Here is a 12,698-nt window from a genome sequence, read left to right on the forward strand (position 1 = left end):
ATGCGGGCTCTGTGCGTTCGTTTTGGGCGTACCGGGAGCCGGCACGCGAAGCCCGTTCAGCTGTAGACGTGGGGCGCGAGGATCGCGACATCCCGCAGGTTGCGGTACTTCTCCGCATAGTCGAGGCCGTAGCCCACGACGAAGTCGTTCGGGATGTCGAAGCCGACGTACCGGCAGTCGATCTCGACCTTCGCGGCCTCGGGCTTGCGCAGCAGCGCGAGCACTTCGAGCGACTCGGCACCGCGCGACTGGAAGTTCTCGAGCAGCCAGCTGAGGGTCAGGCCCGAGTCGATGATGTCCTCGACGATCAGGACGTGCTTGCCGTGCAGATCGGCGTCGAGGTCCTTCCGGATCTGGACGACTCCGCTCGACTTCGTGCTCGCGCCGTAGGATGACACCGCCATCCAGTCCATCGTGATGTCGCGCTTGAGCGCGCGGGCGAAGTCGGCCATGACCATCACGGCACCCTTGAGCACGCCGACGAGGATGAGCTCCTTGCCCTCGTAGTCGGCCTCGACCCGGGCGGCGAGCTCGGCGAGCTTGGCCTGGATCTCCTCCTCCGTGACGAGGACATCGGTGAGCTGGTCGGCGATCTCGGCAGCACGCATGCGACGAGTTTAGGCGCCGCTCCCGCCCGCCGAGAACTCGACGAGTCGGCCGACGCGGCGGGCGCGGCATCCGGGAAGGTCGATCGGCCCCTGGCCGGAGTAATCGGTGATGAGCCGGGCGACCTCGAGGGTCTGGCTGCGCGTGAGGCTCTCGTGGAACTCGCTCTGCACGACGTGGCGGATGATGCGGTGGCGCAGCGCCGGCGGGTTGGCGGCGAGCGCGGCGACCGAGATCGCGATGCCCGCCTCGGCCGGCTCGACGATGTCTTCGATCGTCTCGGCGATCATGTCGTCGAAGGCCTGCGCGTCCTCGCGCAGTTGCTCGGCGGTGCGCGCGAGCGCCTCGGCCACGCCGGGGCCGAGCTCGGCCTCGAGAAGCGGAAGGACGCGGTCGCGGACCCTCACCCGGCTGAAGCGATCGTCACGGTTGTGCGGGTCGAGCCAGGGCTCGAGCCCAGCCGCCGCGCAGGCCGCGACGGTGGTTTCGCGCCGCACCGCCAGCAGTGGACGGAGCCAGCGCACCCCGGAATCGTCGTCGGTGCGGTCGGGCGCCATGCCCGCGAGGCTCGTGGCGCCGGAACCTCGAGCGAGCCCGAGCAGGACCGTCTCGGCCTGGTCGTCGAGAGTGTGGCCCAGCAGGACCGCGGCGGCGTTCGCGTCGCGCGTGGCATCCCGCAGCACCCCGTAGCGCGCCTCGCGGGCCGCAGCCTCGGGGCCGCCCGCGGTGCCGACCTCGACGCGCACCACCAGCGGGTCGAGGCCGAGGCCTGCCGCGGCCCGCGCGGCAGTGAGCGCGACCTCGTCGGAACCGGGCTGCAGCCCGTGGTCGACCGTCACCGAAGCCGCGCGCAGGCCGAGCTTCGGAGCCTCGAAGGCCGTCGCGGCGGCGAGGGCCAGCGAGTCGGGCCCGCCCGAGAGCGCGACGATCACGGTGCTGCCGGCAGGCAGCGCCGACAGCGATGCGCGCACGGCGCGACGGACCTCGGCGATGGCGGGGCTGAGCGACGGCACGCCCCTACGGTAGCCGTGCTCGTGCCGTCGCCAGGCTGGAGCGGCGCAGCGCGGCCCCGTCGCGGGCGCGAAACCCGGGCTGAGCCTTGTATAGGGCGCGGCGGGCGGCGCAAGTAGGCTGGACGGCGGCATCCCACCGTCTTATCGAAGGAGCACACGTATGGGCGCGTACGACGCCGTCATCGAAATCCCCCGCGGCAGCCGCGTGAAGTACGAGGTCGACCACGGCACCGGCCGGGTCTTCCTCGACCGCGTGCTGTTCACGCCGATGGGATACCCCAGCAACTACGGCTTCTTCGAGAACACTCTCGGCGAGGACGGCGACCCGCTCGACGTGCTCGTGCTGCTCGACCGCGACATCTACCCCGGCGTGCTGGCGAAGGTCCGCCCCGTCGCCGTGCTGAAGATGAGCGACGAGGCCGGTGGCGACGACAAGGTCGTGGCCGTGCTCGCGAAGGACCCGCGCTGGGCGCACATCCAGGATGTCGGCGACATCGACGACTGGACCAAGAACGAGATCGGCCACTTCTTCGAGCACTACAAGGACCTCGAGCCCAACAAGTGGGTCAAGGTCGACGAGTGGGCCGGCGCCGCTGAGGCCGAGCGTCTCGTCTCCGAGGCGTTCGAGCGCTTCGAGGAGCACGAGGGCCAGACGAAGACGCAGGGTGAGGGCGAAGCGCCCAACTCGCTCTGACGCTCAGACGAACGCGAGGAGGGGCGGATGCTGCGGCATCCGCCCCTCCTTCGTCGTTCCGGGCTCGCGAGCGCTGAGGCTCAGACCGAGATGCCCCGATCGCGCAGGAACGGCGCGGGGTCGATGCGCTCGCCGTTGCGGTAGATCTCGAAGTGCAGGTGGCAGCCCTGCGAGATGCCGGTATTACCGGCATAGGCGATGACCTGTCCGGCCGAGACGCGCTGCCCGTATCCGACGTTGAAGCCGCCGTTCTGGATGTGCGCGTAGCCCGAGATGATGCCGCCGCCGTGGTCGACCTTGATGTAGTTGCCCCAGCTGTTCGTGTACGCCGCGAAGACGACGGTGCCGGATGCCGCGGCATAGATCGGGGCGCTGCATCCGCCGGCGAAGTCGATGCCGCGGTGCCCGCTGGTGCACACACCGCCAGAGCAGATGGTGCCGCGATTGCCATACCAGGAGCTGATGTAGCCGGGACCGGGGCGCACCCAGCCGGAGGGCTGGACCTGTCCGGCGCCGCCACCACCGCCGCCACCGCCGCCGCCGCCACTGTTGCCGCCGCCACCGCTACCGCCGCCACCGCTGTTGCCTGCGGCGGCTGCCGCTGCTGCGGCCTCCTGGCGACGACGCTCTTCCTCGGCGGCACGACGGGCTGCCTCTTCTCGCTCGCGGCGACGACGCTCCTCGTCGCGACGGCGCTGCTCTTCGACTCCGGCCTGGTAACCGGCGACCGTCGTCGCCGTCTCGTCCTTGAGCGCCGCGAGCTGCGCCTCGAGGGTCGCCATGTTCGCGGTCTGTTCTTCGAGGGCCGCCTGAGCCGCCGTCGCAGCTTCCTGCGCGGCGATCATCTTCTGCTCGGCTTCGACCTTGAGGCGGTCGCGCTCGTCGCGAGCGACGCCGGCCTGGTCACTGAGGCTCTGTGCGGTCTCGCGGGCGGCGACGGCATCCGTGTACACGCCTCGGTTCGCCTGCAGCAGCTTGTCCATGGTGCCGAGGCGGGCGAGCAGATCGTCGGCGCTGGCCGCGGAGTCGGAGAAGAAGAGCTTGAGGCTCGTGTCGTCGCCGCCGTTTCGGTAGAGCTGGGCGGCCAGCTTGCCGGCGCGGCGCGCGGCCTCGAGGGCGGCGGCAGACTGCGCATCCGCCTGCTCCTGAAGCGAGGTGGCGCGGGCACTGGCGTCTTCGAACGCGGCCTGGGCCTGCGCGTACTCCTCGCCCAGGCGCGCGGCCTCGGCCTGCTTGTACGCGACATCTGCGGCGAGGTCGGAGATCAGCTTCTCGATACGCGAGATCTCGGCGGCCTTCGCCGCCTCGTTGCCCTTGGCGCGCTGCACGTCATCCCACGACGGATAGCCCTCGATACCGAAGGCCGACGGGATGCCGGGGGCGAGAAATGCCGTCGCTGCGACGAAGCCGACGGCGCCGAGGCCGAGGGCGCCACGGCGCGAGATCAGCTGGGAGAGCTTCTTGCTCTCTGCGGGCGTCGGGGCGCAGCCGCAGTCTTCCGGGGAGTCGAGGCTCTCGTATCGCACGCGGGTGATCCTCCATATCGCGTGAGCAACTTCGTTCACAGTAGCAACACACGTCACAACACCGGAAGCGTCGTCGACGACGTCCGGAGCGTGCGAACCCGGCCATTGTGACCCGGAGACACGCCCGGGCGGCGGACGCCACGCCCCCGATTCGCACATCCGCGCCGGATCGCATATGCTTGTCCCTCGGTAAGCGTGAACGTTTGACTCCCGGGTCTGGGTTCGCTCGGCCCCATCGTTTAGCGGCCTAGGACGCCGCCCTTTCACGGCGGTAGCACGGGTTCGAATCCCGTTGGGGTCACTCCCACAACTTAATAAGCATGGCCCTGTAGCGCAGTTGGTTAGCGTGCCGCCCTGTCACGGCGGAGGTCGCGGGTTCAAGTCCCGTCAGGGTCGCTCTAAAGCGACGGGCCCTTTGGTTTCCAGAGGGCCTTTCGTCTAGGACATGGCATCTCTGACGCCATGCGGCTCTGTAGCTCAGTTGGTAGAGCGCACGACTGAAAATCGTGAGGTCACGGGATCGACGCCCGTCGGAGCCACACGGACCGTCATTACAACGGTCCCAGAAACCCTCGCCTAGCTTCTACATGGCGGGGGTTTTGCTTTGGGCTGGCGCCGCAGCGCGTCGCGCCGGCCGGGCCGGCAAGCGCCGACGGCCGCTATCGTCTTGGCATGAAGGCGTCGCTCCAGCTGCAGAGTCCCCGCACGCAGCGGCCGCGCCGGTGGGCGGTGGTGCTGGCCGCATTCAGTGGCGCCGCGTTCATCGCGTCGATCGTCTTCGCGGGCGTGCTTCCGGATGCCCCGGCACTGGTCTACCCGGCACTGCACTTCATCGGCCTCGCGACGGGGCTCAACGGGTATCTCCTGTGGCAGCGGTCGGACCCCGCGTACGACTACCGTCAGGAGCCGACAGCCGACGAGTGACGTCGCCGGACGGCGCGCCAGCGCCCGCGTCACGACGCCCCCGCACGCCACACGGCACGACAACCGCCACCGGCTAGGCCACCGGGTCCAGCAGCGTCGGGTCGGCGGGATCGACCGTGCGGGAGTTGCTGACCTTGCGGTCGACGACGTGCTCGCGGATCGTCGAGGCGACCTGGCCGGACGTGTGCTCCAGCATCGCGAGCGTCTCCGCCTTGCGGTCACCGGTGAGCTTCTCTGGGCTCAGCCAGGCATCCCAGGTATCGGGTGTCAGAAAGGCCGGCATCCGGTCGTGCACCTGTCCGCTCGCATCCCGCGCCTCGCGGGTGATGACGACGAAGCAACGCGTCTTCTCGCCGGTCGGCAGTTCCATCGACCAGGTGAGCCCGGCAGCCGAGAGCAAGCGGTCGCCGTGGAGGAAGTGCGGGGTCTTCGGGGTCTTCTCGCCGGTCCACTCGAAGTAGCCCCGCATCGGAACAATGCATCGAGCCGCGCTGAATGCCGGCGCCCAGAATCCCTGGGCCAGCTTCTCCATCCGCGCGTTGATGATCGGACCGCCCCGCGGGCGATTCGCCGGCTTCTGCCAGTCCCAGCGCACGAGCTCCAGGACCCGCCCTTCGCCCCGGTCGCGGACGATCGGAGCATCCTCGGTCGGCGCGATCGAGTACGCACCGGCCCACGACTTCACCCAGTCCTCGGGGTCGCCACCCTCGGCGACGTACTCCCGGATGAGCTCATCCGTCTTGGCGTCGTTCGCGAATCGACCGCACATGTCAGCGACCCTACGGCCCGGGGCGGACGGCGTCGAGCAGATACCTCTGCACCTTGGGCGAGGTACGGAGGCCCGACCGGCTCAGGCCGGCTCGGTGACGCGGACGAGTCCGCAGTTCAGACACGACCACGCCACGAGGAACGCTTCGTCGTCGAGGATCTCGAAGCGCAGCGGATCGCCGCAGGTCGGGCAGACCCACGGTGCCGGCTGCGCGCTCACGCGCCATCCCGATCGGTCACCCGCCGAGCCTAAACGCCGCATCGCGCCGTCGGGCGAGAGCGACGGCATCGTGCGGCGCCCTCCCCCGGGCGTCGTTGTCGAAGTACACCCACACGTCACGCGGACGGCCATCGGATGCCGCCGAGCCGTCGGCCCATCCGCGGATGCGGTCCGCCCACTCGTCGAGCTCGGCGTCGGTGTACCCGCTGGCGTACAGGTCGGTCGCACCGTGCAGCCGGACGTACACGTGCCCCGCGGTCGTGACCTCCTCGAACCGGGGGAAGCGTCCGGCGGTGTCGGCGACCACGAGCGCGGTGTCGTGCGAACGCAGCAGCGCGAGCGCGGCATCCGAACCGAAACCGGCCGACCGGGGCTCGAGGGCGTGGCGGATCGGGCGGTCCTCCTCGATCTCGAGCCACGCCCGCCCGTCGAGGCGTTCGTCGTGCCGCTCGGCGAGCGCGAGGGCCTCGCCTGTCGTCCGCGGCAAGAGCGCCAAGAACTCTGCGAGCACATCGGCGTCGAACTCCTCGCGTTCGGGAAGCTGCCAGAGCACAGGTCCGAGCTGCCGTCCGAGCGCGAGCACCCCTGAGGCGAAGAAATTCGCCAGCGCCGTCTCGACTCCGCGCAGCCGCAGCATGTGCGTGACGTAGCGCGAGCCTTTGACGGCGAAGACGAACGACTCAGGCACCTCGCTCCGCCACCGCTGATAGCTCGACGGGCGCTGCAGCGAATAGAACGACCCGTTGAGCTCGGCCGTCGACATCCGCTCCCCGACATATTCGAGCTCGCGTCGCTGAGCGAGTCCCGTGGGATAGAAGTCGCCCCGCCACCCGGCGTACCGCCACCCCGAGATGCCGACGCGCACCCGGCCGGCGTCGGCTCCTGCAGGTGGCGCGTTCATTATTCCCCAGTCTCCACCCGCGAACCGAGGCAGGAAAAGGGGGTTGCCCTCGCCCGAGCATCCCAGAACACCGGCGAGTACCCGCATAGCCGAGCGCCCTAGGATTCGACGGACGCACCGGGCACCACAGGGGGAGTAACGATGGGCGCAACGCGACGTTCGAACGCGGGAGGACGGCGCAAGCGCCGGGCGATCGGCATCGGGGCAGCCCTCACCGGGGTTCTGCTCGTCGCAGCGGTCGGGGGCTGGTTCGCCGCCGATGCGATGCAGCGCGCGAGCACGACGCCCGACCCGGCGGCATCCGAGCCCACCCCCGCCCCCACGACCGACGCCGCGACCCCGACGCCCGAACCGCTGTCGCCGGCGGAGCAGCTCATCGCCGATGCGGACGATCCGAACGCGTGCGCCGTGTCGTTCACGGGCGACGCGATCGACATCGCCCCGGTCCTCGAGACGCAGGGGAAGCCCTACGCCTCCCTGCCGCTCCCCTCGCGGGAGGGCATGGTGTTCGCCGGCTGGTACGACACCGCCGAGCATGCCGCGGCTCTGTCGATTCCCGGCCGCCTGAACGGCGCGGATGCCGTCGCCTGCGACGCCCAGCAGCGCACCGTGCACGCCGCATGGATGAGCACCGCCGATAACGACGGCGCGAGGACGCGCGTCCCGATCCTGATGTACCACCAGTTCACGACGAAGCCGGAAGGCGAATCGGGCTGGCTCCGCGGCAACTACGCCTACATCGGCGACTGGGAAGCTCACCTGAAGTACATCTCCGAGCAGCAGTTCTACCTGCCGACATGGCCGGAGCTGAGCGCCTTCATCGACGGCAGGCTCTTCCTGCCCGACCACTCGGTCATCATCACCGACGACGACGCCGACCCGACGTGGCTCGAGCTCGCCGTGCCGCTCGTCGAGAGATACCGCGTGATGACGACATCCTTCGTGATCACCTCCAACGGCGCCGGGCCCGAACTCACCCCCTACGTGCTCAAGCGCTCGCACACCCACGACATGCACTCCGCGGGAGCCGACGGGAAGGGCCGCATCGTCAACTGGACGCATGACGAGATCGTCGCCGACCTCGAGACCTCGGCGACCGTGCTCGGCGGCGCGAAAGAGGTGATCGCCTACCCGTTCGGCCACCACAACGACGCGGCCAAGCAGGCGGTCGCCGACGCGGGCTTCGAGATGGCGCGCACCACCGAGCCCGGCTACGTGTCGATTGGAACCGACAAGCTGGCGCTGCCGGTGGTCCGCGTCAACTACGGGATGACCGTGGATGACATCAAGAAGGCCATCGGGTGAATCTCAGGCGATATCCAAAGAGTCAACGGGTTGTACGCATATGAATCCTCAGTACTGTGTGAACTCCCCCGTCCGTTTCCACTTGCGAGCGATTCATGGATCTGACGATCGTCGTCCCGACCTTCAACGAAGGCCCGAACGTCGTGGAGCTGCTGCGGCGGATCGGTGACGCGGTCGACGACCGGATGATCGAGGTCGTCTTCGTCGACGACTCCACCGACGACACCCCCGCCATCATCGAGCGGGCGGCGAAGACGGCCGACTTCCCGGTGCGACTGATCCACCGCGACGAGCCGGTGGCGGGACTCGGCGGGGCCGTGGTCGACGGCATCCGGGCCGCGAACTCGTCGTGGTGTCTCGTGATGGACGGCGACCTGCAGCATCCTCCTGAGGACATCCCGCGGCTGCTGGCGCGAGCCGACCGCGGCGACGTGGATGTCGTCGTCGCCTCGCGCTACATCGCCGGCGGCGACTCGAAGGGCCTCGCCGACGCCACGCGAACGACCGTCTCGCGCGCGTCGACACTGCTGACCAAGGCGATGTTCCCCCGCAAGCTCGGTGAGTGCAGCGACCCGATGACCGGGTTCTTCCTGGTCGACCGCGACACGATCGACATCGACGCTCTGCGTCCGCGCGGCTTCAAGATCCTGCTCGAGATCCTCGCTCGCCGGCACATGCGCGTCGCCGAGGTGCCGTTCGCCTTCGCGCCCCGTTACGCCGGCTCGTCGAAGGCGACCTTCACGCAGGGCATCCGGTTCCTGACCCAGCTGCTGATGCTCCGCTTCGGGCGGATGTCGGCGTTCGCGCTCGTCGGCGGCGTCGGCGCCATCGCGAACCTGGTGATCATGTGGGGCCTCATCCGGCTCGGCATGGACTATCTGCCGGCATCCATCATCGCGAGCGAGATCACGATCATCGGCAACTTCCTGTTGCTGGAATACCTCGTCTTCAGCGATATGCGCTCGGAATCGGGCAGCATGACGCAGCGGTTCGTGAAATCGTTCACCTTCAACAACGCCGAGGCGATCATCCGGATCCCGGTGCTGTGGGTGCTCGTCGAGAACGCACACATCCCGAGCGTCATCGCCGCGGGACTGACCCTCATCGCCGCGTTCGTCGTGCGCTTCGTGTTCCACGCGCTCGTCGTCTACGCGCCCAAGAAGCAGCGCGTCGCCCCGGTGCTCGAGGCCGCCCCCGAGCGCGCCCGGGCCGCCGAGTACTGAGCGGACGTACCCTGGAAGCATGACCGCTTCCACCGACACGATCACGATGTTCGGCGCCGACTGGTGCCGCGACTGCCGCCGCACGAAGGCTCAGCTCGACGAGCTCGGCGTCGACTACACCTACATCGACCTCGAGGCGGAGCCCGCCGCGGCCGACGTCGCGCGCGAGATCTCGGGCCGCACCCAGATCCCCGTGGTGGTCTACCCCGACGCGACCCACCACGTCGAGCCGAGCAACGACGACGTGGCAGCCAAGCTGCGCGAGCTCTCGCTCATCTGACCGCGTTCCGCGCTTCGTGCGCTGTGCGCGTGCGCGGATGCAAGACATCCGGTCCGACACCCCGTGACGGATGCCGTCCGGCCGGGGTGTCGGGCCGAATCCCTTGCATCGCGACGCGCAGGCCCCGGCCAGGGACCGGACCGTCATACAGGCGGGCACTGGTAGGCTGAGGGTTCTTGTGGCGCGCTCGCGCCGCACGCGTCGTAGAACGCCTTCCGCCCCACCGGGTCACTACCGGCATCCCGCGGACTCTTTCGTACGGCGACCCCGCATGCGCACCCGCATCCGGGCCACCGATCAGGGCGCCGACGTGCGCCCGGAGACACACTCCCTCATGACTGACACCACTTTCCGCACGCTCGGCGTGCCCGCTCCCCTCGTCGAAGCCCTCGCGAAGGACGGCAAGACCACCGCCTTCCCGATCCAGGTCGACACCCTGCCCGACACGCTCGCCGGACGCGACGTGCTCGGCCGCGGCAAGACCGGCTCGGGCAAGACTCTGGCCTTCTCGATCCCGATGGCCGCGCGCCTCGGCGGCGAGCTCGCCGGCGGCAGCCGCCGTGCTGCCCGCATCCTGGGCCTCGTCCTCGCCCCGACCCGCGAGCTCGCGACGCAGATCAACGCGACCCTCGAGCCCCTCGCGGCGGCCTACGGCATGAAGACGACCACCATCTTCGGCGGCGTCAACCAGAACCGTCAGGTGCAGGCGCTCAACGCGGGCGTCGACATCGTCGTCGCCTGCCCGGGCCGCCTCGAAGACCTGCTGCAGCAGCGCCACCTGACGCTCGACTCGGTCGAGATCACAGTCATCGACGAGGCCGACCACATGGCCGACCTCGGCTTCCTCCCCGCCGTCACGCGCATCCTCGACAAGACGCCGCGCGACGGACAGCGGATGCTGTTCAGCGCGACCCTCGACAACGGCGTGGACAAGCTCGTCAAGCGGTTCCTGCAGAACGAGGTCCTCCACTCGGTCGACGAGGCCCACTCCCCCGTCGCCGCGATGACGCACCACGTGTTCCACCTCGCCGGCGCGGAGGAGAAGAAGGATGTCGTCAAGGCGCTCGCCTCGGGCATGGGCCGCCGCATCCTGTTCACCCGCACCAAGCACGCCGCGAAGAAGCTCGCCAAGCAGCTGACTTCGCAGGGCATCCCCTCGGTCGACCTGCACGGCAACCTCTCTCAGCCGCAGCGCGACCGCAACCTCGCCGCGTTCTCGTCGGGCGCCGCGAAGGTGCTCGTCGCGACGGATGTCGCCGCGCGCGGTGTCCACGTCGACGACGTCGAGCTGGTCGTGCACGTCGACCCGCCCATGGAGCACAAGGCGTACCTGCACCGTTCGGGTCGCACCGCCCGCGCGGGCGCCGAGGGCGCCGTCGTCACCCTCGTGATGCCGGGCCAGGAGCGCGACGTCAAGGACCTGCTCCGCAAGGCCGCCATCGCGGTCACCCCGATCACGGTCACGGCCGAGTCGCCCGAGGTCGTCGCCCTCGTCGGAAAGGTCGCGCCCTACGTGACTCCGGCGCCGGTCGAGGTCGCACCCCGCGGCACGAGCCAGGGCGCCAACGCGCAGCGCAAGCGCGCCGCACGTGACGCTCGCGAGGGCGGTTCGTCGAACGGCGGCGGTCGCTCCGGCGGTGGCCGCGGTCGCGGCGGACGCACCCAGGGTCAGGGCCAGGGCGCTGCCGGTGGTCGCGACGGCCAGGGCGCACGCTCGGGCGGTCAGCGCGACCAGCAGCAGAGCCGCGGCGGACAGCAGTCCTCGCGCGGCGGTCAGACCAGCGACCGCGCGCCCCGCGAGACGCGCGACGCCGCTCCCGCGGGCAACCCGCGCCGCACCGGCCGTCGCGCCTCGTCGAACGGCGGTGCCGCCGGCGGCAAGCTCATGGTCGGTTCGGTCGTGCGCCAGAACAGTGCCGGCCGCCGCGGCGGTCGCTGACCCGCAGCATCCGGCTCACCCCGGCATCCGGCGCTGCCCCGCCCGCCGAGAACGCACGCTCGCCGCGAGAACGCACCCTCAACCGTGCGTTCTCGCGGCGACGGTGCGTTCTCGGCGCAACCCGGCGCAACCCGGCGCCCGGCCGGGGGCCGGGGCTCAGACGGAGAGCGCGAACTCGGCGTCGAGGGCGTCGATCTCGGCGGTGACCTCGGCGACGCGACGGGCGCGCTGCTCGGCGGGCAGCCAGGATGCCTCGAACGACGAGATCGCCATGCGGCGGACCTGCTCGTGGGTGGCGCCGATCTGGTCTGCGACGATCTCGTACTCCGCGGCGAGGGTCGTGGGGAACATGCCCGGGTCGTCCGAGCACGGGATGACGTTGAGCCCGGCCTCGAGCATCGCGGCGATCGACGCGCGGCGCCAGGGCCGCCACGAGCGGCGTGACGTGGTCGAGGCGACGGTGAACGCGACCTGATCCTCGCGCATCCGCTCGATGACGGCGTCGTCTTCGAGCACGTAGTAGCCGTGGTCGATGCGGTCGCAGCCGAGCAGGTCGAGGCACGTGATCGTGTTGACGGCGGTCGGGGCGTGCTCCGACGAGTGCGCGGTACGGCCCAGCCCGGCCTCGCCGGCGAGGCGGTACGCGTCGACGAAACGCTCGGGCGGACCGGCCGTCTCGAGGTTGTCGAGGCCGATGCCCGCGACGTACGGATGCGGGTTGTCGACGACGCGGCGGACGACGGCGAGGGCCTCCTCGCCGCTGCGGCTGCGGTCGATGCCCTGGATCATCAGCCCGGTCATGCCGAAGTCGCGCTCCGCCATGCGGATGCCCTCTGCGTAGGCCTCGACCGCGCCGAGGTATCCGAGCGAGTCGAGGTGCGGCGGCAGCGCGTCGAAGAACAGCTCGAGGTGGCGGGTGCCGCTGCGGCGGTGGGCGTCCTCGAACGCCTCGTAGACGATGCGGGTCAGGTCGTCGGCATCCCGGAGCACCTCGACCACCCAGTTCGACACCTGGAAGAGCGAGTACGACACCTCGGGCTCATCGGCGCCGCGCTGCTGCGGAACCGGGATGCGCGTGTTGCGGTACAGCGCCGGGTCGGGCGGCAGCGAGTTGATGTCGGCGAAGATGCGCTCGGGGTCGTCCGGCAGCTCGAGCGACTCCCGGCGGGCGAGTTCCGCGAACGTCGACGCGCGCACGGTGCCGATGAGGTGGCAGTGCAGGTCGGCCTTCGGCAGGCGCTGAAGGTACTCGGCGGGGAGGGATGCTGCGGAGGTCATGGTGCCGTTCGTGCGTCGTGG

Annotated in this window: 13 protein-coding genes and 3 tRNA genes; 9 read left to right on the top strand and 7 right to left on the bottom strand. The window is 70.0% G+C overall.

All coding sequences use genetic code 11. The features are described 5' to 3' along the window. Nucleotides 1-56 precede the first annotated feature (56 nt). Both hpt and tilS read right to left on the bottom strand, forming a co-directional pair. Nucleotides 57-608 (bottom strand): hypoxanthine phosphoribosyltransferase, encoded by a 552-nt coding sequence (hpt, locus tag ACLBWJ_RS07705; protein ID WP_023952935.1) that lies wholly within the window; start codon nt 606-608, stop codon nt 57-59. A 9-nt stretch (nt 609-617) separates the two neighbouring features. Beyond that, nucleotides 618-1,619 carry a tRNA lysidine(34) synthetase TilS gene (gene tilS / locus ACLBWJ_RS07710; protein ID WP_447660030.1) on the bottom strand — a complete coding sequence of 334 codons (1,002 nt, stop codon included), beginning with the start codon at nt 1,617-1,619 and terminating at the stop codon, nt 618-620. Between the two features lie 160 nt (nt 1,620-1,779). On the opposite strand from tilS, the gene ACLBWJ_RS07715 reads away from it, so the two are divergent. After that, entirely contained in the window at nt 1,780-2,313 is a 534-nt protein-coding gene (locus tag ACLBWJ_RS07715) for an inorganic diphosphatase (protein ID WP_120263697.1), read from the top strand. Between the two features lie 80 nt (nt 2,314-2,393). Here the strand turns inward: ACLBWJ_RS07715 and ACLBWJ_RS07720 are convergent, their stop codons facing one another. Continuing rightward, nucleotides 2,394-3,839: a peptidoglycan DD-metalloendopeptidase family protein gene (locus ACLBWJ_RS07720; RefSeq protein WP_447660031.1), complete on the bottom strand. Its 1,446-nt coding sequence runs from the start codon at nt 3,837-3,839 to the stop codon at nt 2,394-2,396. A gap of 228 nt (nt 3,840-4,067) precedes the next feature. Between ACLBWJ_RS07720 and ACLBWJ_RS07725 the strand changes: the two genes are divergently transcribed. The 4 genes from ACLBWJ_RS07725 (at nt 4,068) to ACLBWJ_RS07740 (ending at nt 4,763) form a co-directional block, all read left to right on the top strand. After that, nucleotides 4,068-4,140 (top strand) — tRNA-Glu (locus ACLBWJ_RS07725). Nucleotides 4,141-4,161: 21 nt separating this feature from the next. Continuing rightward, a tRNA-Asp gene (locus ACLBWJ_RS07730) sits at nt 4,162-4,235 on the top strand. 70 nt (nt 4,236-4,305) lie between these two features. Beyond that, nucleotides 4,306-4,378: transfer RNA gene (locus ACLBWJ_RS07735), tRNA-Phe, on the top strand. Between the two features lie 133 nt (nt 4,379-4,511). Then, nucleotides 4,512-4,763 (top strand): hypothetical protein, encoded by a 252-nt coding sequence (locus tag ACLBWJ_RS07740; RefSeq protein WP_447660032.1) that lies wholly within the window; start codon nt 4,512-4,514, stop codon nt 4,761-4,763. Between the two features lie 73 nt (nt 4,764-4,836). Here ACLBWJ_RS07740 and ACLBWJ_RS07745 read toward each other — a convergent pair whose 3' ends face one another. The 3 genes from ACLBWJ_RS07745 to ACLBWJ_RS07755 all read right to left on the bottom strand — a co-directional run bounded on the left by ACLBWJ_RS07745 (nt 4,837) and on the right by ACLBWJ_RS07755 (nt 6,652). Beyond that, on the bottom strand, nt 4,837-5,532 hold the full coding sequence (locus ACLBWJ_RS07745; RefSeq protein WP_447660033.1) for an SOS response-associated peptidase: 696 nt from the start codon (nt 5,530-5,532) through the stop codon (nt 4,837-4,839). An 81-nt stretch (nt 5,533-5,613) separates the two neighbouring features. After that, complete coding sequence (locus tag ACLBWJ_RS07750) at nt 5,614-5,751, bottom strand: hypothetical protein (RefSeq protein ID WP_199484999.1); 138 nt, start codon at nt 5,749-5,751, stop codon at nt 5,614-5,616. A gap of 16 nt (nt 5,752-5,767) precedes the next feature. Next, entirely contained in the window at nt 5,768-6,652 is an 885-nt protein-coding gene (locus tag ACLBWJ_RS07755) for a DUF72 domain-containing protein (RefSeq protein WP_447660034.1), read from the bottom strand. Between the two features lie 141 nt (nt 6,653-6,793). Between ACLBWJ_RS07755 and ACLBWJ_RS07760 the strand changes: the two genes are divergently transcribed. The 4 genes from ACLBWJ_RS07760 to ACLBWJ_RS07775 all read left to right on the top strand — a co-directional run bounded on the left by ACLBWJ_RS07760 (nt 6,794) and on the right by ACLBWJ_RS07775 (nt 11,399). Then, a complete protein-coding gene (locus tag ACLBWJ_RS07760; protein WP_447660035.1) occupies nt 6,794-7,957 on the top strand; it encodes a polysaccharide deacetylase family protein in 1,164 nt (387 codons plus the stop codon). 95 nt (nt 7,958-8,052) lie between these two features. After that, entirely contained in the window at nt 8,053-9,180 is a 1,128-nt protein-coding gene (locus ACLBWJ_RS07765) for a glycosyltransferase (RefSeq protein WP_112615951.1), read from the top strand. Nucleotides 9,181-9,199: 19 nt separating this feature from the next. Beyond that, a complete protein-coding gene (locus ACLBWJ_RS07770; RefSeq protein WP_023952954.1) occupies nt 9,200-9,460 on the top strand; it encodes a glutaredoxin family protein in 261 nt (86 codons plus the stop codon). 334 nt (nt 9,461-9,794) lie between these two features. Continuing rightward, nucleotides 9,795-11,399 carry a DEAD/DEAH box helicase gene (locus ACLBWJ_RS07775; protein WP_378716834.1) on the top strand — a complete coding sequence of 535 codons (1,605 nt, stop codon included), beginning with the start codon at nt 9,795-9,797 and terminating at the stop codon, nt 11,397-11,399. A 156-nt stretch (nt 11,400-11,555) separates the two neighbouring features. Here the strand turns inward: ACLBWJ_RS07775 and ACLBWJ_RS07780 are convergent, their stop codons facing one another. Then, on the bottom strand, nt 11,556-12,677 hold the full coding sequence (locus ACLBWJ_RS07780) for an adenosine deaminase family protein (RefSeq protein ID WP_447660036.1): 1,122 nt from the start codon (nt 12,675-12,677) through the stop codon (nt 11,556-11,558). Between the last annotated feature and the right edge of the window lie 21 nt (nt 12,678-12,698).

This window comes from Microbacterium sp. M4A5_1d, from assembly GCF_053345465.1.

Excerpts from the sequence above, each read along its gene's own strand:
- ACLBWJ_RS07760 (WP_447660035.1), top strand. The coding sequence starts at position 6,794 with ATGGGCGCAACGCGACGTTCGAACGCGGGAGGACGGCGCAAGCGCCGG.
- ACLBWJ_RS07770 (WP_023952954.1), top strand. The coding sequence starts at position 9,200 with ATGACCGCTTCCACCGACACGATCACGATGTTCGGCGCCGACTGGTGC.
- ACLBWJ_RS07745 (WP_447660033.1), bottom strand. The coding sequence starts at position 5,532 with ATGTGCGGTCGATTCGCGAACGACGCCAAGACGGATGAGCTCATCCGG.
- ACLBWJ_RS07765 (WP_112615951.1), top strand. The coding sequence starts at position 8,053 with ATGGATCTGACGATCGTCGTCCCGACCTTCAACGAAGGCCCGAACGTC.
- ACLBWJ_RS07715 (WP_120263697.1), top strand. The coding sequence starts at position 1,780 with ATGGGCGCGTACGACGCCGTCATCGAAATCCCCCGCGGCAGCCGCGTG.
- ACLBWJ_RS07740 (WP_447660032.1), top strand. The coding sequence starts at position 4,512 with ATGAAGGCGTCGCTCCAGCTGCAGAGTCCCCGCACGCAGCGGCCGCGC.
- ACLBWJ_RS07755 (WP_447660034.1), bottom strand. The coding sequence starts at position 6,652 with ATGAACGCGCCACCTGCAGGAGCCGACGCCGGCCGGGTGCGCGTCGGC.
- hpt (WP_023952935.1), bottom strand. The coding sequence starts at position 608 with ATGCGTGCTGCCGAGATCGCCGACCAGCTCACCGATGTCCTCGTCACG.
- ACLBWJ_RS07780 (WP_447660036.1), bottom strand. The coding sequence starts at position 12,677 with ATGACCTCCGCAGCATCCCTCCCCGCCGAGTACCTTCAGCGCCTGCCG.
- ACLBWJ_RS07775 (WP_378716834.1), top strand. The coding sequence starts at position 9,795 with ATGACTGACACCACTTTCCGCACGCTCGGCGTGCCCGCTCCCCTCGTC.